This is a genomic window from Parvivirga hydrogeniphila, assembly GCF_023371205.1.
In the GTDB taxonomy this organism is placed as follows: domain Bacteria; phylum Actinomycetota; class Coriobacteriia; order Anaerosomatales; family Anaerosomataceae; genus Parvivirga; species Parvivirga hydrogeniphila.
The window spans coordinates 73,491-93,620 of record NZ_JAMCCO010000003.1; the positions used below are offsets into that span (position 1 = coordinate 73,491).

General features: G+C 68.5%; 19 protein-coding genes. All 19 read left to right on the forward strand.

All coding sequences use genetic code 11. From position 1 onward, the window contains the following. Positions 1–13 precede the first annotated feature (13 nt). The 19 genes from dapB (at position 14) to miaB (ending at position 20,107) form a co-directional block, all read left to right on the forward strand. Entirely contained in the window at positions 14–778 is a 765-nt protein-coding gene (gene dapB / locus MX659_RS08450) for a 4-hydroxy-tetrahydrodipicolinate reductase (RefSeq protein ID WP_267193050.1), read from the forward strand. Further along, positions 775–2,007, forward strand: a complete 1,233-nt coding sequence (locus MX659_RS08455) for an aspartate kinase (protein ID WP_267193051.1) — start codon at positions 775–777, stop codon at positions 2,005–2,007. The genes dapB and MX659_RS08455 overlap by 4 nt, the downstream gene beginning before the upstream one ends. 100 nt (positions 2,008–2,107) lie before the next feature. After that, entirely contained in the window at positions 2,108–3,001 is an 894-nt protein-coding gene (dapA, locus tag MX659_RS08460) for a 4-hydroxy-tetrahydrodipicolinate synthase (RefSeq protein WP_267193052.1), read from the forward strand. Positions 3,002–3,054: 53 nt separating this feature from the next. After that, positions 3,055–4,728: a ribonuclease J gene (locus tag MX659_RS08465; RefSeq protein WP_267193053.1), complete on the forward strand. Its 1,674-nt coding sequence runs from the start codon at positions 3,055–3,057 to the stop codon at positions 4,726–4,728. A 1-nt stretch (position 4,729) separates the two neighbouring features. Beyond that, positions 4,730–5,545, forward strand: a complete 816-nt coding sequence (locus tag MX659_RS08470) for an undecaprenyl-diphosphate phosphatase (RefSeq protein WP_267193054.1) — start codon at positions 4,730–4,732, stop codon at positions 5,543–5,545. A gap of 74 nt (positions 5,546–5,619) precedes the next feature. Further along, complete coding sequence (locus MX659_RS08475; protein WP_267193055.1) at positions 5,620–7,785, forward strand: FtsK/SpoIIIE family DNA translocase; 2,166 nt, start codon at positions 5,620–5,622, stop codon at positions 7,783–7,785. A 25-nt stretch (positions 7,786–7,810) separates the two neighbouring features. Then, positions 7,811–8,593 (forward strand): helix-turn-helix domain-containing protein, encoded by a 783-nt coding sequence (locus MX659_RS08480; RefSeq protein ID WP_267193056.1) that lies wholly within the window; start codon positions 7,811–7,813, stop codon positions 8,591–8,593. A gap of 10 nt (positions 8,594–8,603) precedes the next feature. Then, positions 8,604–9,101, forward strand: coding sequence for a YajQ family cyclic di-GMP-binding protein (locus MX659_RS08485; protein ID WP_267193057.1), 498 nt, complete (start codon positions 8,604–8,606; stop codon positions 9,099–9,101). Positions 9,102–9,111: 10 nt separating this feature from the next. Continuing rightward, the gene (gene rimO / locus MX659_RS08490; RefSeq protein WP_267193058.1) at positions 9,112–10,395 is read left to right on the forward strand and encodes a 30S ribosomal protein S12 methylthiotransferase RimO; all 1,284 of its coding nucleotides are present in this window, start codon (positions 9,112–9,114) and stop codon (positions 10,393–10,395) included. Further along, positions 10,392–10,997: a CDP-diacylglycerol--glycerol-3-phosphate 3-phosphatidyltransferase gene (gene pgsA / locus MX659_RS08495; RefSeq protein WP_267193059.1), complete on the forward strand. Its 606-nt coding sequence runs from the start codon at positions 10,392–10,394 to the stop codon at positions 10,995–10,997. The genes rimO and pgsA overlap by 4 nt, the downstream gene beginning before the upstream one ends. Further along, positions 10,990–12,210: a nicotinamide-nucleotide amidohydrolase family protein gene (locus tag MX659_RS08500; RefSeq protein ID WP_267193060.1), complete on the forward strand. Its 1,221-nt coding sequence runs from the start codon at positions 10,990–10,992 to the stop codon at positions 12,208–12,210. The genes pgsA and MX659_RS08500 overlap by 8 nt, the downstream gene beginning before the upstream one ends. 2 nt (positions 12,211–12,212) lie before the next feature. Next, positions 12,213–12,794 (forward strand): RNA 2',3'-cyclic phosphodiesterase, encoded by a 582-nt coding sequence (gene thpR / locus MX659_RS08505; protein WP_267193061.1) that lies wholly within the window; start codon positions 12,213–12,215, stop codon positions 12,792–12,794. A 75-nt stretch (positions 12,795–12,869) separates the two neighbouring features. Then, a complete protein-coding gene (gene recA, locus MX659_RS08510; RefSeq protein WP_267193062.1) occupies positions 12,870–13,892 on the forward strand; it encodes a recombinase RecA in 1,023 nt (340 codons plus the stop codon). Beyond that, positions 13,889–14,539 carry a regulatory protein RecX gene (locus MX659_RS08515; protein WP_267193063.1) on the forward strand — a complete coding sequence of 217 codons (651 nt, stop codon included), beginning with the start codon at positions 13,889–13,891 and terminating at the stop codon, positions 14,537–14,539. Before recA ends, MX659_RS08515 begins: the two co-directional genes overlap by 4 nt. A 339-nt stretch (positions 14,540–14,878) precedes the next feature. Then, positions 14,879–16,408, forward strand: coding sequence for a ribonuclease Y (rny, locus tag MX659_RS08520; protein WP_267193064.1), 1,530 nt, complete (start codon positions 14,879–14,881; stop codon positions 16,406–16,408). A gap of 15 nt (positions 16,409–16,423) precedes the next feature. Continuing rightward, positions 16,424–17,503: an ATP-binding protein gene (locus MX659_RS08525; RefSeq protein WP_267193065.1), complete on the forward strand. Its 1,080-nt coding sequence runs from the start codon at positions 16,424–16,426 to the stop codon at positions 17,501–17,503. A 123-nt stretch (positions 17,504–17,626) separates the two neighbouring features. Then, the gene (locus MX659_RS08530) at positions 17,627–17,902 is read left to right on the forward strand and encodes a stage V sporulation protein S (RefSeq protein ID WP_267193066.1); all 276 of its coding nucleotides are present in this window, start codon (positions 17,627–17,629) and stop codon (positions 17,900–17,902) included. A gap of 15 nt (positions 17,903–17,917) precedes the next feature. Continuing rightward, positions 17,918–18,763, forward strand: a complete 846-nt coding sequence (locus tag MX659_RS08535; protein WP_267193067.1) for a PHP domain-containing protein — start codon at positions 17,918–17,920, stop codon at positions 18,761–18,763. A 3-nt stretch (positions 18,764–18,766) separates the two neighbouring features. Continuing rightward, positions 18,767–20,107, forward strand: a complete 1,341-nt coding sequence (gene miaB, locus MX659_RS08540; protein ID WP_267193068.1) for a tRNA (N6-isopentenyl adenosine(37)-C2)-methylthiotransferase MiaB — start codon at positions 18,767–18,769, stop codon at positions 20,105–20,107. Positions 20,108–20,130 lie beyond the last annotated feature (23 nt).

The following is a 20,130-nucleotide window of genomic DNA, read 5'->3' on the forward strand; positions in this document are numbered from 1 at the left end:
GGGGGTGGGAACGATGATCCGAGTCGTGGTCACAGGAGCGAGCGGGAAGATGGGCCGTGAGGTGGTTCGGGCGGTCACCGCAGAACCCGACATGACGGTCGTGGCCGCCGTCGATCCGCTGCACGCAGGCGAGGCGGTCGAAGGCATCCGCGTGACGGGAGACCTGCGAGACGCAATAGAAGCAAGCTCGCCTGACGTGCTCGTCGACTTCACGCGTCCCGAAGCGGTCGCAGCCAACGTCCGCGCCGCAGCGTCTTCCGGTATCGACTGCGTCGTGGGCACCACGGGCGTCCCCATTGCGACCTTCGAGGAAATCGCCGAAGGCGCGCCTGAGGGCGTCTGCGTCTTCGTCGCGCCGAACTTCGCAATCGGTGCTGTCCTCATGATGCGGTTCGCACGCGAGGCCGCTCGCTACCTACCGCACGTCGAGATCGTCGAGCTGCATCATGACCGCAAGGCGGACGCACCGTCCGGCACCGCCATCAGGACTGCAGAGGGGATCTCGCAGGCGCGCACGGTCGTCCCCGCTGCGCCCGGACGGGAGTCCGAGGTCGCCGACGGGGCGCGCGGCGCGGTCGTCGCCGGCGTCACGGTGCACTCGGTGCGGCTGCCGGGCCTCGTCGCGCACCAGGAAGTCATCTTCGGCGGCCCGGGCCAGACGCTCACCATCCGTCACGATTCGCTCGACCGCACCAGCTTCATGCCTGGCGTGGTCATGGCGATCCGGGCCGTCCGCGAGCGCTCTGGCCTCGTCGTCGGTCTCGAGGAGATCCTGTGACGGTTAGCAGCTCAGGCCCGATCGTCGTCATGAAGTTCGGCGGCACCTCTGTCGCCACGCCTGAGGGCCGCCAGGTGCTCGCTCGGCGCGTCGTCGAACACCTCGAAGCGGGCACGCGGCCTGTGGTGGTCGTCTCCGCGATGGGACGCAGGGGCGCTCCGTACGCGACCGACACGCTCCTCGACCTGGTTGCCGCCCGTCCGGTATCGCCGCGCGAGCGCGACCTCCTCGCTTCGGTCGGGGAGACCATCTCGGCCGTCGTCGTGGCAAGCGAGCTCAGGTCTGCAGGCGTCGAGGCGCGCGCGTTCTCGGGAGCTGAAGCAGGCGTCATCACCGACGAGGCGCACGAGAACGCCACCGTCTTGGAGGTGCGCCCGGGCGCGCTCCTGGCTGCGCTCGCGGAAGGGGCCGTGCCGGTCGTCGCGGGCTTCCAGGGCGTCGGCCCCGACGGCAGCGTCACGACGCTCGGGCGAGGCGGCAGCGACACGACCGCCTGTGCCCTCGGCATCGCGCTCGACGCGCAGTCGGTGGAGATCTACACGGACGTGGACGGCGTGATGACGGCGGATCCTCGCGCGTGCGCTGAGGCGTCTGTGCTCGCCGTCATACGCTCGGACGAGCTGCACCAGATGGCGCAGCACGGCTCGCGCGTCGTGCATACCCCCGCAGCCGAGCTCGCGGCCGCAAGCGGCATCGAGGTCCGCGTCAAGAACACCTACTCCGACCACCCGGGGACGCTCGTCGCCGACATCGCCGCGTACCAGCCTCGCTCGGTGGCCACCGCTGTGTCGCACATGCGCGGTGTCGCTCGGTTCGCCGTCGACCTCGACGCTCCCGCCGGGTCGCTCGCGCACACGAGCGCCCAGACGGCCGTCTTCGAGGCCATGGCGGACGCGTCCGTCTCGCTCGACATGTTCACTCCGACCGACGGCCGGCTCGTGTTCACCGTGGCCGCTTCCGACGTCCCGACTGCCAGCGACGCGCTCCAGCGGCTGGGTCGAGCGTTCGCTATCGAGCAGCCGCTCGCCAAGGTCACGCTCATCGGGGCGGGCATGCACGGAGTCCCGGGCGTGATGGCGCGCGTCGCACGGTACCTGCACGAGGCGGGCGTCCCGATCCTGCAGTCCGCGGACAGCCACACAACCATCTCGGTGCTGGTACCGGACGACGCAGCCGAGACCGCGGTCCGGGCCTTGCACGAGGGCTTCGGGCTCGGCTCGGACGCGTGAGGCGGGGCAGGAATCCTCGCGCGGGGTGTGGCACAATACTCGCGTGGGACCCGCGGAGGTACCGCCGCGTCCTGCCGCGATGACGGATAGGGAGCACGCCATGGAAACACCGCGATTCGGCCGCCTCATCACTGCGATGGTCACGCCGTTCACGCCTGACCTCGAGCTGGACTTGCCCCGCGCCCAGGAGCTCGCGCTTCGGATCCTGGACGAGGGCTCGGACGCCCTCGTGCTGTGCGGCACCACGGGGGAGTCGCCCACGGTGTTCTACGACCAGAAGATGGACCTGTTCCGGGCCGTGATCGAGGCCGTGGACGGCAGGGCGCCGCTGATCGCCAACGTGGGCGACAACTGCACGGAGGACTCGGTCGCCTTCGCTCGCGATGTGGCCAAGCTCGGCGTCGATGGCCTGATGGCGGTCGTGCCGTACTACAACAAGCCGCCGCAAGAAGGGCTGTACCGCCACTTCCGGGCGATCGCCGAGGCGGTGGACCTGCCGGTGGTGCTGTACAACATCCCCGGCCGCTGCGTCATCAACATGGAGCCAGCGACGATCCTGCGCCTCGCGCACGACGTGGAGAACATCGTCGCGCTCAAGCAGGCGAACCCGGACCTCGCGCAGGCCGCGGCGGTCATCGCCGAAGCGCCGGAGGGATTCGACGTCTTCGCTGGCGACGACGAGCTCACGCTTCCGATGATGGCGCTCGGCGGCACCGGCGTCATCTCGACCATCGGCAACATCGCGAGCAGTCGCTTCCGCGAGATGGTGTACGCCCAGGCCGACGGCGACCACACCAAGGCGCTCCGGATCCACCTCGAGCTGCTGCCGCTCATGAAAGCGCTCTTCCTGACGAGCAACCCCATCATGGTCAAGAAGGCGCTCGAACTGCTCGGCTTTCCCGTCGGCGGCCTGAGGCTGCCGCTGGTCGAAGCCACGCCCGAACAGACTGCCGAGCTCGCGCGCGTGATGCGACACCTCGGCATGATCGCCTGACCGTTGCCGCGCAGGACGCGCGAACGGGAGAGAAGGAGAACGAAGACAGCAGTATGACGAAACGAAAAGAACGCCTGCGCGTCGTCCCGCTCGGCGGGCTCGACGAGATAGGCAAGAACATGACCGTGCTCGAGCTCGGCAACGACATGATCGTGATCGATGCCGGGCTGATGTTCCCGGACGACGACACCCCAGGAGTCGACCTCATCCTCCCCGACTACTCCTACGTCCTGAAGCGCAAAGAGAAGCTGCGCGGCATCGTCATCACCCACGGCCACGAAGACCACACCGGGGCGCTCCCGTACCTTCTCAAAGACCTCGGTCAGCCGGTGCCGGTCTTGGGTACCCGCCTCACCCTCGGCCTGGTGAAGGGCAAGCTCGAAGAGCACCGCCTCACGAAAGCGAAGCTTCGCGAGGTCAAGCCTGGAAGCCATGTCAGCCTCGGCGCGTTCGGGCTGGACTTCCTCGCAGTGAACCACTCGATCCCGGACGGCGTGGCCGTGCTCGCCCGCACGCCGGTGGCCACGGTGCTGCACACCGGCGACTTCAAGCTCGACCAGACCCCGATCGACGGACGGCTCACGGACTACGCGGGCTTCACCAAGGCAGGACGGGGCGGCGTCACGCTGCTTCTGAGCGACTCCACCAACGCCGACAGGCAGGGCCATACGCCGAGCGAAGCGGTGGTAGGAGAGACGCTCCGCAGGATCTTCGCGCAGGCCTCTGGGCGCATCATCGTGGCCTCGTTCGCGTCGCACATCCATCGCGTCCAGCAGGTCTGCGACGCGGCGCTCGCATCGGGCCGCAAGATCGTCGTCACCGGCCGCTCGATGGTGAACAACACCCGCATCGCGCGCGAGCTCGGGTACCTCAACGTCCCCGAAAGCGAGATCCTCGACGCGTACGACATGCGCGACCTGCCGCCAGAGAAGGTCGTCGTGCTGTGCACTGGAAGCCAAGGCGAGCCTCTGTCCGCGCTCGCGCGCATCGCAAACCGCGACCACAAGACGGTCTCGGTCGAGCCGGGCGACACGGTCATCATCGCCGCGTCTCCGGTGCCTGGCAACGAGAAGGCCGTCTCGCGCGTCATCAACCGCCTGTACAAGGCCGGCGCGAACGTCATCGATAAGGGTTCGGCTCAGGTTCACGTTTCGGGTCACGGAGCTGCCGAGGAGCTCAAGCTCATGGTGAACATGACGCGTCCACGCTACTTCGTGCCTGTCCACGGGGAGACGCATCACCTGCACGCGCACGCCCGCCTCGCCGCCTCCGTTGGCGTGCCCGAGGACTCCGTCTTCGTGCTCGAAAACGGGCAGTGCCTCGAGATCGACGAGACCGGGGCACGCGTCGCGGAACACGTGGAAAGCGGCGTCAAGTACGTCGACGGGCTGTCGGTCGGCGACGTCGGCCAGGTCGTGTTGCGCGACCGGCAGGTGCTCTCCAGCGACGGCATCGCGATGGTGGTGGTGGTCATCGACTCGCAGACGGGTTCTGTCGCGGCAGAGCCCGAGATCGTGATGCGGGGCGTGGTGCTCACCGGGTCGGACGAGGTCGACGTCGTCTCGGAGATGCGGGCGCGCGTCCATAAGGCGCTCGCGCGCACAGCGGCCGAAGGCGTGACAGACCACGGTGTCATCAAGAAGGTGCTCCGAGACTCGCTGTCCTCGTTCGTGTGGGAGCGCAGCCGGATGCGGCCCATGATCATCCCCGTCGTCTTGGAGGTCTGAGGTGGACGTGCTCGCAGCCATCGTGCTCGGAGCCGTCCAAGGCGTGACGGAGTTCTTGCCGATCTCCTCTGACGGCCACCTCGCCCTCGTCTACCACCTGTTCCGCATGAAGCCCGACCTCACTTTCGAGGTGTTTTTGCACGTCGCCACCTTGCTCGCGATGGTCGTGTACTTCCGAAGCGACCTTCTGGCGCTCGCCAGGTCCGTGACCTCGAAGCGGCCGAAAGACGCGCAGGAGCGGCGGACGCTCGTGCGGATCGCAGGGGTGACCGTCGTGAGCGCAGCAGTCGCGCTCGCGATCTCTCCTGTCGTCCAGCCAGCGAGCGAATCGATCGCGTGGATCGGAGCGGGGTTCCTCCTGACGGCCGCGCTCTTGGCTGCAGGGGAGGGGCTTTCCCGCATGCGCCCCCGCGCTGAGCCCCCGGCCTCGCTCGGAGCAGCGCCCGTCCTCCTCATCGGCGCCCTGCAAGGTATCGCCCCTCTGCCGGGCGTCTCACGGTCGGGCTCCACGATCGCCGCCGGGATGTTCGCAGGACTGTCGCGCGAGACGGCCGCCAGGTTCTCGTTTCTGTGCGGTATCCCGATCATCGCGCTTGCTGCAGCGAAAGACGGGCTCGATCTTCTGTCCGGCTCCGCGTCGCTCCCTGGCCTGGCGCCGTCGATTGCAGGATTCGCTGCCGCCGCCATCGCCGGCTATGCAGCGATCGCCGGACTGCTGGGGCTCGTGAAGCGGCACGGCCTGTGGGTGTTTGCGGCGTATACGGGACTGCTCGGAGCAGGTATGCTCGTGTTCGCGGGATTCGCGCAGAAGGGGTGACGATGGCACGCTCAGACGCACGCACGCGCCGCCCAGCGCGCTCTACCGACGCGCGTCGTACGCGGAGCCGTTCCGTGCCGCCTGCGCGCGCTTTGGACGAGGACACCCGTAACGAGATCGCCGGCGTGGTCCTCAGCGCAGCAGCGCTCGCGCTCGCGATCTCGGTCGTAAGCCCGCAGACCGGGCTCGTCCCGCGATACGTCGCCCGCGCGCTCACGCTCGGCATCGGCATCGGCGCATACGTCTTGCCGATCGCGGTGCTGCTCTGGGGCGCGAGCTTCTTCGTCCGCTCCGTCCGCGTGAACGAGGTCCGTGTCGGCGGCGGGCTCGGCCTGCTACTGCTGTCGGTCATCTCGATCGCCTCCGTCGGCGCGCCGTCTGCCGTCTTCTGGGAGCCGGACGTGCTCGTCGCGCGCGGCGGATACGTCGGCGGCGCGCTTGCGTGGGCCGTGCGGACGCTTTTCGGCGGCGCTATAGCGTACGTGCTCCTCGTGGCCCTCGCATTCGTCGGGCTCGTCATCGCCGGGATGTCCGTCTCGGAGCTGCTCGAACGGCTGGCGCGCGTGCTTCGCCGGACGCCAGCAGAGCCTGCCGCTCTCGAACCGCACGCGAAGCGCAGACGCGCGCCCGAACAGCCGACGCTTCCGCTTTCCGATGCGTCCCCAACACCGGACGTCGAGCCTCCGGCCGCGCGTCAGCGGCGGCGGACCGATCCGGAGGCGAGGCGCGTCACGGTGCCGACGACTGCCGTCGTTGCGCCCCGACCGGCCGAAGGGTTCGAGCTCCCGCCCATGAGCCTGCTTAAACGCAACGCATCGGCTCCGGGGGCGCACCGCGCGAACGAGCGCGAGCTCAAAGCGACGGCGCAGGCCATCGAGCAGACGCTCGCTACCTTCGACGTGCCGTCGCGCGTCGTGGACTGGATCCCCGGTCCCACGGTCACGATGTTCGAAGTCGAGATCGCCCGCGGCGTGAAGGTCGGCCAGGTCGCCCGCCTCGCCGACGACCTCGCGCTCGCGCTGGCTGCGCCCACTATCCGCATCCTCGCGCCGATACCGGGCAAGAGCTACGTAGGCATCGAGGTGCCGAACGAACGCCGGCTCACGGTCACGCTCGCTGACGTGCTCGAGACCGGGGCCGCTGCGCACCCGAGCCCGCTTCTGCTCGGCATCGGCAAGGACGTCGCCGGGGAGCCCGTGCTCGTGGACCTCGCGCCGATGCCGCACCTTCTCATCGCGGGCGCCACTGGCACCGGCAAGAGCGTGTGCATCAACGCCATCCTGATGTCGCTGCTCATGCGTGCCACGCCGGCAGAGGTGCGGCTCATCCTCATCGACCCCAAGCGCATCGAGCTCAGCCTGTACAACGGCGTCCCTCACCTGTACGTGCCGGTCGTGACCGAGCCGAAGGAAGCCGCCTCTGCGCTGGCATGGGCGGTCGGGGAGATGGAGGCCCGCCTCAAGCAGCTGCAGAAGGCGAATGCGCGCAACATCGCGCAGTACAACGCCGCCGTCCACGATGGCCGCGCCCCCGATGGCGCGCAGCCCATGCCGTACATCGTGATCGTCATCGACGAGCTCGCCGACCTCATGCTCGTGGCAGCCAAAGAGGTGGAAGACTCGATCTGCCGCCTCTCGGCGCTTGCGCGGGCCGCGGGCATCCACTTGGTCGTCGCGACCCAGCGGCCGAGCACCGACATCATCACCGGGCTCATCAAGACGAACATCACGAACCGCATCGCGTTCGCCGTCTCCTCCGGCATCGACAGCCGCGTCATCCTCGACCAGCCAGGGGCCGAGAAGCTCGTGGGCCAAGGCGACATGCTGTTCTCGATGCCGGTGTGGCCGAAACCCAAACGCATCCAAGGCGCGTTCGTCACCGAAGACGAGATCGTCGCCGTCGTGGAGCACCTGAAGGCCCAGGCGGAGCCCGACTACCACGAGGAGATCCTGCACCTCAAAGTGACGCAGGGAGGCGCGGCCGACGCCGACGCCGACGAGGACCCGCTGTTGTGGGAGGCCGCAGATCTCGTCGTCACCACGGGGATGGGATCCACCTCGCTCTTGCAGCGGCGGCTGAAGGTCGGGTACGCCCGTGCCGGACGCATCATGGACATGCTCGAGGCCCGCGGCGTCGTCGGGCCGCCGGACGGGAGCAAGCCCCGCGAGGTGCTCGTGGACGTGGAGGAGCTTGAGGCGATGAAGGCGTTCGACCGCGAGGACCGCGCGTCGGACGAGTGAGCGCGCAACGAGGAAGGAGGTCGCCGTGCCTGTCGGGCAACGATTGGCCGACGAGCGACGGGCTCGTGGCAAGAGCATGGCCGACATCTGCGCTGCGACGCGCATCATGGCCTCCAAGATCGACGCGCTCGAGCACGACCGGCACGACGAGCTGCCAGCGCCTGCGTACACCCGGGGCTACATCTCTGCGTACGCCAAGGCGCTCGGCCTCGATCCTGCGCCATTCCTCGCAGAGTACGAGCGCGACATCGGACAGGCGGCACCCGGCGTTCGGCTTTCTGAGATGCCCGAGATGGAGTCGGTCGTCCCGCTCGGCCACCAGGCACACGCGGTGCCGAAGCGTATCTGGATCGCGGCCATCGCGGTCGTGATCGCCGTGTCGCTCGTGGCATGGGTCGCGCGTCTGCTGGGCGGACCGTCCGACCAGGTCCCTCCTGTGCCGCCGGCGGAGACCGCGCCGGAATCGGCACCTGCTTCGGTCTCGCCCGGGGCCGTCTCAACCGAGGCCGAAACGCCCAACGCCTCTGAAGCGCCGGCCGCAGAAGAGAGCGTCGCCGCCGGACAGCCGTTCGTCGTGAAGGTCGCCGTCGCCGCAGGCGCGGCCTCATGGATCCGCGTGACCATCGACGGCCGTGTCGCATACGAAGGGACGCTCACCGGCGGCTCCGCCAAGGAGTGGACCGCCGAGCGCCAGGCCGTCGTCAGAGCCGGCAAGCCGAGCGCCGTCACGCTCACCAAAGACGGTGTTCCGGTATCATTCGCAAGCGCTGGCGGCGTCGGCGTCGCCACCATCACCGTATCGCCCTGAGAGGAACGCCATGGCCAAGGAACAGAGCTTCGACGTCGTCTCGCAGGTCGACCTCCAAGAGGTCGACAACGCGGTCCAGCAGGCCGTCAAGGAGATCGCGCAGCGCTACGACCTGAAAGACACGGGAGCCACGCTGTCTTTGGACCGAAAGGCGGCCGAGCTCACCCTCACGGCCCCGAGCGACTTCGTGCTGCGGCAGGTCAAGGACGTGCTCGCGAGCAAACTGGTGCGGCGCGGCATCGATCTGAAGGCGCTGAGCTGGGGGAACGTGCAGTCCGCGTCGGGCGGCACGGTCCGCGTCACCGCCTCGATCGTCAACGGCATCCCGGACGACGTCGCTCGGAGGATCTCGAAAGACGTCCGTGACCTCAAGCGCAAGGTGCGGGTTGCCATCGAAGGGGACAAGGTCCGCGTGTTCTCCGCGAGCCGCGACGAGCTCCAAGGTGTCATCGCGCACCTCAAGGCACAGGACTATGGCATCCCGCTGCAGTTCACCAACTACCGATGAGCGCCCGCACATGAGGCCGTCTGTCGCCTTCGTCACGCTCGGGTGCCCGAAGAACGAGGCGGACTCCGACGCGATGGCAGGCGCCCTTGCCGGAACGTTCCGGATCGCAGCCTCGCCCGATGATGCCGACGTCCTCGTCGTGAACACCTGCGCGTTCATCCAAAGCGCCGTCGAGGAAGCGATCGACGAGATCCTCGCTGCCGCCGAGTGGAAAGCCGCGCGCGAGGGACGGCGGCTCATTGTCGCAGGCTGTCTCCCGTCACGCTACCGCGACGAGCAGCTCGCGACCGAGCTTCCCGAGGTGGACGTGTTCGTGCCCGTCGCCGAGGAAGAACGCATCGCTGCCGTCATCGCCGAGCTGATGGGCGTCCCGGTGCAGCCGGGCCCCGCGTCGCGTGCGATCCCGACGCCGACCGCGTACCTCAAGATCTCCGACGGGTGCGACCGGCGATGCTCGTACTGCACGATCCCCGCCATCCGTGGGCGCTACCGCAGCCGTCCGGCAGACGAGCTCATCGCGGAGGCGGACAGTCTCGTACGGGCGGGCGTGCGCGAGATCGTCTTGGTCGGCCAGGACGTGTCGCGGTGGGGCGTCGACCTCGGCGATGGCGAGACGCTGCCCGACCTTCTCGCTCGCATCGCCGCTCTTGACGGCGACTTCCGGGTGCGACTGATGTACCTTCAGCCAGACGGCGTGACCGACCGCCTGCTCAAGACCATCGCCTCGCACGACAAGGTCTGCCGGTATCTCGACGTGCCCGTCCAGCACGCATCACGCAGCGTCTTGCGCGCGATGGGCAGGCGAGGCGACGCCGGATCGCTCCTGCGCCTCGTCGAGCGCATCCGCGCCTCTGTGCCCGACGTCGTCCTGCGCACCACAGTGATGGTCGGCTTCCCTGGCGAGACGCGGGCTGACGTCGACGAGCTCGTGCGGTTCCTCTCCGTCGCGCGGTTCGACTACGTCGGCGTGTTCGCGTTCTCGCCCGAAGACGGCACGAAAGCCGCCCAGCTTCCCGGCCGGGTCCCGGCACGCACGAGGAAGGCGCGCGCTCAGAAGGTCCGCGACCTCGCGGACGCAATCGGCGTCGAGCGCGCATCGACCTGGGTGGGACGCACGCTCCGCGTTCTCGTCGAAGGGGAGGAGGACGGCCTCGCAGCCGGTCGCACCGAGGGTCAGGCGCCGGAGATCGACGGGCTTACCCTCTTTCCCGGAACAGCGCGTCCGGGTACCTTCGTGTCTGTCCGGATCGTCGACTCCCACGGATACGACCTGTACGGGGAGGTGGTGCCGTGAGCCCGCTTCGGAGCATCGCGAACCGCGTGACGCTCGCTCGCGTCGTGCTCATACCCATCTTCCTGGCGATCCTGCTGGCGAAGCTCCCCGTGTGGGGGCCGTGGCTTGCCGCTGCGGTCTTCGCGCTGCTCGCGGGGACCGATGCGGTGGACGGGTACCTCGCGCGGTCGCGCAACGAGGTGACGACCTTCGGGAAGTTCATCGACCCGATCGCCGACAAGCTGCTCGTCACGGCCGCGCTCGTGGCGCTGGTGGAGCTTGGACGGCTGCCGTCGTGGATCGCGGTGCTCATCATCAGCCGCGAGCTCGTCGTCTCAGGGCTTCGACTCGTCGCAGTGGCCGAGGGCCGGGTGATCGCCGCGTCGGTCTACGGGAAGGCCAAGACGGTGCTGCAGACGGTCGCGATCCTTGCGTTCATCGTGAAGGACAGCTCGCTTATCACCGACGTCGCGGGCGCCTCGGTCGCGCACGCGTTCGGCATCGTGGCCTGGGTCGTCATGGCGGCGGCGATGATCGCCACCGTCGCATCGATGGTGGACTACTTCTACCACGCGCGGGACATCCTTGCTGGACCGTGGTCGCAGGGAGGGACCGATGCCTGATCGCCGTGAAGCAGCCATCGTCACCGTCGGCACGGAGCTCACCGTCGGGCTTCGTGTCGACACCAACACCGCATCGATCGCGGCGGCCTGCGCGCAGGCCGGCTACCGTGTCACCGAAGCCGTGAGCGTGGCCGACGACACTGATGCGGTCGCCCGTGCAATCGCGCGCCTCGCGGGCGACAACGCGCTCGTCATCGTCACTGGGGGCCTCGGCCCCACGCACGACGACGTCACGCGCGAAGCCGCCTCGCAGGCGCTCGGCCGTCCGCTCCGGCGCGACCCAGCGCTCTCAGAGCGCCTTGCGGCGGCCGCCGAGCGCCACGTCGATGAGCGCGCACGCGCGCAGGTCCTGCGACAGGCAGACGTGCTCGACGGTGCGCGCGTGATCGAGCCTCAGACCGGCACGGCGCCGGGGCAGATCATCGAGACCGCCACGAGCACCGTCGTGCTGCTTCCCGGACCGCCTTCGGAGATGCAGCCGATGCTCGCGCAGGTCCTGGCCTCAGCCAAGCATGTGCCCGAGCCCGTCGTCCTCCGCTGCGCTCGTATCGCAGAGTCGGACGCCCAGGTCCGCGTCCAAGAGGCCATCAGGGCGTTCCCGGGCGTCGACCTCACGCTGCTCGCATCGCCAGCGCTCGTCGACGTCGTCCTGCTTGACGCCGGAGCAGGCAAAGACGTGCTCGTCGAGGCCGCTCAGGCCGCCGCGCTCGCGCTCGGCGAAGCGTGCTACTCGATGGACGGCGCGTCGCTGCCCGAGGCGGTCGTGCGCCTTGCGCGCGCGACCTTCGCGAAGATAGCCACCGCCGAGTCGTGCACCGGCGGGATGGTAGCGTCGGCCATCACCGACGTGCCGGGAGCATCCGACGTCTTCGTCGGCGGCGTCGTCGCGTACAGCAACGACCTCAAGCAGTCGCTCTTGGGTGTCCCCGACGAGACGCTTCGGACGCACGGCGCCGTCTCGCGCGAGACGGCCGAGGCGATGGCGAGCGGCGCGTGCGGGCTGGGCGCACGGGTGGCGGTCGCGACCACGGGCATCGCTGGGCCTGGCGGCGGCACGCCCGAGAAGCCTGTCGGCCTGGTATGGGTCGCGGTTGCGACGCCTGAGGGCGTCCAGGCGCACCAACTGATGCTCACGGGCGACCGGCAGGGCGTGCGCCAGCGCGCCACCGTCCACGCGCTCGACCATCTTCGCCTCGCGCTCGAACGGATGTAGCCGTGCGGGCGTTCTTCGGCATCGCGTTGAGCGAGCCCGCGCGCTCGCTGCTCGCGGACGCGTGCGACGCGTTCCGCGACGCTGCGCCGTCCTGGCGTTGTGAGAAGTGGGTCCCTCCAGCGAACTACCACCTCACGCTCGCGTTCCTGGGCGAGCATCCACGCGAGCGGGTCGAGGCGATCGCCGCGCACGCGGCAGACGGACTGCGCACGCGTCGGCCGTTCACGGTTGCGCTCGGGACGGTCGTCGCGTCCCCGCGGGGGCGTTCTGCCACCATGCTCTGGGCGACGCTCGCAGCAGGGGAGCACGAGTCAGCAGAGATTGCCGGCATCGTGACCGACGCTGCGGAAAACTACGGCATCGAACCGCCGCGGAGGCCGTTCGCTGCGCACGTCACGCTCGTTCGAGCACGGCGGCCGAGGACTGCGCCAGACGATGCACTCGCTCAAGCATCCGAGGTCCTCTCGCAACGCGCGTCCGAGGGCATCGTGTCAGTGGGGGAGGTCATACTCTACTCGAGCACGCTCACTCCTCGTGGGCCGGTCTACGAAGCCATCGGCCGTCTGCCGCTTCACGGGGATTGACATCGAACAGATGTTCGTATAGCGTGGTAGGTGCCTCAGGGGTCGCCCGACACGGGTCGAAGGAGCAGAGAAGCCATGGAGAGCGAGAAGGAGAAGGTGCTCGATCTGACGCGTGAGCAGATCGAGCGGAAGTTCGGCAAGGGTTCGCTCATGCGGTTGGGCGAGCACGCCGCCGTCGCAGGCATCAGCGCGATTCCGACGGGGTCGCTCGCGCTGGACGCAGCCCTTGGAATCGGCGGCGTCCCGCGGGGACGCATCGTCGAGATCTTCGGCCCGGAGTCCTCGGGCAAGACGACGCTCGCATTGCAGATCGTCGCGGAAGCGCAGCGCATGGGCGGCATCGCGGCATACATCGACGCTGAGCACGCCCTCGATCCCACCTACGCGGCCCGCCTCGGTGTGGACATCGACGAGATCCTCATCTCGCAGCCAGACACGGGCGAGCAGGCGCTGGAGATCGCGGACATGCTCATCCGTTCCGGCGCGATCGACGTCGTCGTCGTCGACTCCGTCGCGGCGCTCGTACCGCGCGCGGAGCTCGAAGGCGAGATGGGGGACACGACGGTAGGCCTCCAGGCGCGCCTCATGAGCCAGGCGATGCGCAAGCTCGCTGGCTCGCTCAACAAGTCGAACACGACCTGCATCTTCATCAACCAGCTCCGCGAGAAGGTCGGCGTGATGTTCGGCAACCCGGAGACCACCTCCGGCGGCCGAGCGCTCAAGTTCTACGCGTCGGTGCGCATCGACGTGCGGCGCATCGACTCGATCAAGCAGGGGTCCGAGATCGTCGGGAACCGGGTGCGTGCGAAGGTCGTCAAGAACAAGGTCGCGCCGCCATTCCAGCAGGCCGAGTTCGACATCATGTACGGCCAGGGGATTTCGAAGGAAGGAAGCCTCCTCGACCTCGGCGTCGAAGAGGGCGTCGTCGCGAAGTCCGGTGCGTGGTACACCTACGGCGAAGAACGCCTCGGCCAGGGCCGGGAGGCGGCCAAGGACTTCTTGCGTGAGCACACGGACATCCGGGACCGCATCGAACGCGAGATCCGCGAGAAGATCGGCCTGCCGGATCCCGTTCGACAGGACGACAACGAGGCATGACGCGCCTAGGGCGCATCACCGACATCGAGCGGCTGCCCGGCTCGAAGCGAGCGCGGCGCATCTGGATCGACGGGGCGCCCTTCCGCACCACCTCTGCCGCGGTGGTCGCCGCGTTGTCGATCCAGGTCGGCGATGACGTGGATCTCGATGACCTCGCGACCCGATGCCAGCAGGCCGAGCGCACGGCCGCACGCGAGCGCGCCCTGAAGCTGCTGTCGTACCACGACTTCAGCACGGCGCAAGTCGCTCAGCGGCTCGCGGAAGACGGGTACGAGCGTGCGGCGATCGACGACGTCGTCGCTCGCCTTGTCGAGACCGGCCTCCTCGACGACGCCCGTTTCGGCGAGGCCGTCGCGCGGTCGCGGTTGCGCGCCGGATACGGTCCGCGTGTCGTCTGGCGCGACCTGGCGCGCGCCGGACTGCCCGACGCGTCGATCGCTTCTGCTTTGAGCGCAGCAGCAGACGAAGGCATCGGCACGGACGCCACATCGGCGGCCAGGCGCCTCGTGCGGCCTCGTGACGACGCGCGACGGCTGGCTGCGCGCCTGGTCCGCCGTGGCTTCGAGCCCACCGATGCGTACCGGGCCGCTCGCGAGGTCGTAGGTGACGCCGGCGACGATCTTGACGACGGCCCTGCCGATGAGTGATCGGCGTCCACACGCCCGGTCGTGTCCTTGACGCTGCACCCGTCTGCCAGGTACCATGAGCACGGCAAATGTGATCGAAGCGATGTCTTTCGCAGACATCGTTATACATGCAGGAACCGGTACCGACCACTTCTGATGCAGGGTCTTGTGGCCCTGCTGAACGCACATAGGCGTCGAGCCGAGTCCTCATGTGTTCCATCGCACTTGCCGGGCGCACGGGCGTCCGGCGCTGACCGGTCGAGATGGGGAGATCGCACCCCTCCCTTCCGGCGCAGGCCGCGCGCACAGCACAGAGCCCACGCGCCCGCATCGTTCGACGCGAATGGAAGGAGGGGACACATGGTCTTCGTGTACATCATCGTCTCCCTCGTCCTCGGCGTGGCTATCGGCTACCTGGCTCACCGCTACTTCGTCTCCGACGCGATTGCGCGCTCCCGCGAATCCGCCGAACGGCTCCTCGAAGACGCGAAGCGCCAGGCCGAAACGGCCAAGAAGGAGATGCTCCTCGAGGCCAAGGACGAGATCTTCAAGATGAAGGCTCAGGCCGAGGAGGAGAGCAACGAGCGCCGCAAGGAGCTCGCCGCCCTTGAGAACCGCCTGATGAAGCGCGAGGAGGCCCTCGAGCGCCGCGCCGAGGCCCTCGACAAGCGCGAGCACCAGCTCTCCAGCATGCAGGGCCAGGTCCAGAAGATGGAGAAGGACCTCCAGGAAGCCATCGCTCAGGAGCGCGAACGCCTCGAGGCCCTGGCAGGCATGACGACCGAGCAGGCACGCCAAGTGCTCCTGGAGCGCATCCGCCAGGACGTGACGCACGACGCTGCGATGATCATCCGCGAGGCCGAGACCCGGGCCCGCGAGGAAGCCGAGCGCAAGGCGCGCAACATCGTGAGCATCGCGATCCAGCGTGTCGCAGCCGACCACACCGCTGAGTCGACAGTGTCCGTCGTGCACATCCCGTCCGATGACCTGAAGGGCAGGCTCATCGGACGCGAGGGCCGCAACATCCGCGCCTTCGAGCAGCTCACCGGCATCAACCTCATCATCGACGACACGCCCGAAGCCGTCATCCTGTCGTCGTTCGATCCAGTGCGTCGCGAGATCGGTCGCGTGACGCTCGAGGGACTCATCGCCGACGGTCGCATCCATCCCGCACGGATCGAAGAGATGTTCGCCAAGGCGACAGCGCTCGTCGAGCAGCAGGTCCGCGACGCTGGCGAGGCGGCCGCGCTCGAGGTCGGGATCCCGAACCTGCACGCAGACCTCGTGCGCACGCTCGGGCGCCTCAAGTTCCGCACCTCGTACGGCCAGAACGTCCTCAAGCACTCGCTCGAGGTCGCGTACCTCGCAAGCGTCATCGCGAGCGAGCTCGGCGTGGACCCGAAGATCGCCAAGCGAGCCGGCCTCCTGCACGACATCGGCAAGGCGATCGACCACGAGATCGAAGGTCCGCACGCCACGATCGGAGCCGACCTCGCTCGACGCTTGGGCGAGTCTCCGGAAGTGGTCCACTGCATCGAAGCACACCACGCCGACGTGGAGCCGGCCACGGTGGAGGCCGTCATCGTCCAGGCCGCTGACGCTGTCTCGGCGTCACGTCCGGGCGCCCGCCGCGAGACGCTCGAGAGCTACATCAAGCGCCTCGAGAAGCTCGAGAAGATCGCTGAGTCCCATAAGGGCGTGGAGAAGTCGTACGCGATGCAGGCGGGCCGGGAGATCCGCGTCATGGTCAAACCGGACGAGATCTCCGATGCCGAATCCACGGTGCTGGCTCGCGAGATCGCGAAGCAGATCGAAGAAGAGCTGCAGTACCCCGGCCAGATCAAGGTCATGGTCATCCGGGAGAGCCGGGCCGTCGAGTACGCGAAGTAGAACGGTGCACGCGCGATGAGCGACGATGCGGAGCGGCTCATAGAGTTCGTTTCGTCAGTCTCTGGAGACGCATACCTCAAAGTCGAGGAGACCTTGGGCGACGGATTCGTCCGGCTCAAGGTCTCCGAGGCTGAGCGGCGGCAGGCCAAGCACGACATCCGCAGCGTCGAAGACGTCGTCGTCGAGCTCCTCCGCAACGCCCGCGACGCGCACGCGCAGCGCATCTTCGTCGCCACGACCCGCGAGGGGGACGAGCGACGCATGACGGTCATCGACGACGGCGTCGGCATCCCGGAGCATCTGCACGAGGCCGTCTTCGAGCCGCGCGTCACGAGCAAGCTCGAGACCATGGTCGTCGACCGCTGGGGGGTCCACGGCAGGGGCATGGCGCTGTTCTCGGTCCGCTCCAACGCACGCACCGCGCGCATCGCGTGCTCGGCGCCGCACAAAGGGTGCGCGATATCGGTCACAGCCGACCTGACGCATCTGCTCGAGCGCGCTGATCAGTCCTCGTGGCCCGACGTCGAGCCTGACGAGGCTGGCAACCTGCACGTCGTCCGCGGCCCGCACAACATCGCTCGCCGCGTCACCGAGTTCTCGTGCGAGCACCCCGAGGTCGAGGTCTACCTGGGCTCGGTCGTCGAGATCGTCGCTACGCTCGCTTCTGTCGCGCGATCCGTGCTCGAGCCAAGCGACCTGCTGTTCTGCGATGATCCTTCCGCCGTCCCCATCTGGCAGCGTCCCGCCGTGTGCGCGGACGCCGAAGAGCTCGCCGAGGTGTGCTGCGACATCGGGCTGGAGATCTCCGAGCGCTCCGCGCACCGCATCCTTGCTGGCGAGATCGACCCGCTGCCGTGCGTCTTGGACGCCGTCGCGCCACGGCCCCGAACGCCTGCGCAGGCGCGCCCTGACATCTACCGCGACCGCCGCTCTCTCAAGATCGCAGCGCACGACCTAGCGGCGTTCGCCGCCGAACTGGAGGAAGCCTTCGACGTCCTCGCGGAGCGGTACTACCTTCGCCTCAAAGGTGACCCGAAGGTGAAGGTCTTGGGCGACGAGATCCGGGTCCGCTTCCTCATCGAGAAGGACGAATAGGACCGTGGCGGGCCTGCCCGGTCTGACGGTATACTCTATGTGCCCCAAGAACCAGTCGCCACGCTCGAACATCGCAGCCCACGCCGTAGCGAGACCATACGATCGATGCAGCAGGAGGCGCACGTGGAAGTCCTCAAGGTCTCCAGCAAGTCCAGCCCCAATTCCGTCGCAGGCGCGCTTGCGGGCGTCATCCGCGAACACGGAGCTGTCGAGATCCAAACCGTCGGTGCTGGCGCGCTGAACCAGGCGATCAAGGCCGTAGCCATCGCCCGAGGGTTCGTCGCTCCAATGGGCCAGGACCTCGTGTGCACGCCGGCGTTCGCCGACATCGAGATCAACGGCGAGGAGCGCACTGCGATCCGCCTCCTCGTCGAGCCGCGCGCAGCGCGTCACGGCTAGCGCTTCCGAACCGCGATGGCGGTCGACCTGCACATACACAGCATCGCCTCCGACGGAGCATACGACGCCGCAACGCTCGTCCAGATGGGGGCATACGCCGGGCTTGTCGCGATGGCGATCGCCGACCACGACAGCGTCGGTTCGGTTGCTGCGGCGCGCGCAGAAGCGAAGCGGCGAGGCGGTCTGCGCGTCCTCCCAGCAGTGGAGCTCTCCGCGCGCGCGGACGACGGCCGTTCGGTGCACGTGCTCGGGTACTGCATCGACCCGCACTCGGGCTCGCTCCAGCGGTTCTTGTCGGACCAGCGCGCGGAGCGCGTGCGGCGAGCGGAACGCATGGTCGCCTCGCTCGCATCGGCGGGCTTTCCAATCTCGATGGACGCCGTGCTCGCGCACGCGAACGGAGGGTCCGTGGGGCGCACCCACGTGGCGCTCGCGCTGGTCGACAACGGCGCTGTCCCGTCCGTAGGCGCTGCCTTCACCGAGCTCATCGGGCGCGGGCGGCCGCACTACGTGCCGAAAGACGTCCCCGATGCCGCCGCCGTCATCGACCTCGTGCACGAAGCGGGAGGCCTCGCAGTCATCGCGCACCCTGCGGTGAGCGGCGTGCTCGACCTCATCGACACCCTCATCGCCGCCGGCCTCGACGGCATCGAAGCATACCACGCGCAGCACACCCATGAGCAGCGCCTCGCGCTCGCTCGGCTCGCGATGGACCGCGGCCTCGTCGCGACGGGCGGCTCGGACTTCCACGGCCACCCCGGTGACACGGCGCGCCTCGGCGCAGGAGACGCCCCCGACACCGTCATCGCCGAGATCGTGGCGCGAGCCGAGTCACGAGCCTGCCACGACCAGGGAGTGTGAGCTGTGCAGACCTACCACATCGTGACGTTCGGCTGCCAGATGAACAAGCACGACTCTGAGCACATCGCCGGGCTGCTCGAGTCCGAGCTCGGCCTCGAACCCGTCGACGACCTGCGCCGCGCTGACGTCATCGTCTTCAACACCTGCGCCGTCCGCGAGGGCGCCGAGGAGCGCCTCCGCGGCCAGGTCGCGACCCTCAAACCGCTCAAGGCCGCGAACCCGGACCTCGTCATCGCCGTCGGCGGCTGCGTTGCGCAGCACGAGAAGGAGCGCCTCTTCGCGCTCCTCCCGCACGTCGACGTCGTCTTCGGCACCCACAATGTCGCGGAGATCGCGGACCTTGTCCGGCGCGCGGCGGACTCGCGCGGGCGCGTGGCGGCCGTGCCGGACTCGCAGAGGCGCGACCTCGAGGCAACGCCGTCGATCCGTGAGACCCGCTGGCACGCGTGGCTTCCCATCGCAGTCGGATGCGACAACTTCTGTTCGTACTGCATCGTGCCGCACACGAGAGGACGTGAGCGCTCCCGGCCGTTCGAGGACGTCGTGGCCGAAGCGGAGCGCCTCGTGAACGATGGGGTCGTCGAGATCACGCTCCTCGGTCAGAACGTGAACTCGTACGGTCGCGACCTCTACGGCACGCCGCGCTTCGCGGAGGTCCTGCGGGCCGTGGCGCGCACCGGCGTCGCGCGCGTCCGCTTCGTCACGAGCCACCCGAAAGACCTCTCGGACGAGACCCTCGCCGCCATCGCTGAAGAGCCTGCCGTGTGCGAGTACCTGCACCTGCCTGCGCAGAGCGGCTCGACGCGCGTCCTGACGGCGATGAATCGCCGCTACACGAAAGAGCAGTACCTTGAAGCCGTGGAGCGGGCGTACGCCGCGGTACCGGGACTCGCGCTCTCAGGCGACATCATCGTCGGGTTCCCGGGCGAAACCGACGAGGACTTCGAAGACACGCTCGACCTCGTCCGCCGCTGCCGCTACGACCAGCTCTTCACCTTCCTGTACTCGCCACGCCCCGGCACACGAGCAGCCACGATGGGAGACGAAGTCCCGCGCGATGTCGCCCAGGAGCGCTTCGACCGGCTCGTGAAGATCGTGCAGCGTACGGCGCTCGAGAAGAACCTCGCCCTCGTCGGCTCCACGGTGGAGGTCCTCGTCGAAGGCTCTTCGAAGCGCGACGCTGCGATGCTCGCTGGGCGCACGCGCACCAACAAGCTCGTCCACGCGCCTGTGCCCGACGACGCAGACCCGGACCGTCTCGTCGGCACGCTCGTCCCCGTGGAGGTCACCGAAGCGCACGCCTGGCACCTCGTCGGCCGGGTCGCTGGGTATCAACACCGCTAGGGAACGCTCGTGCCGGAGGTGAG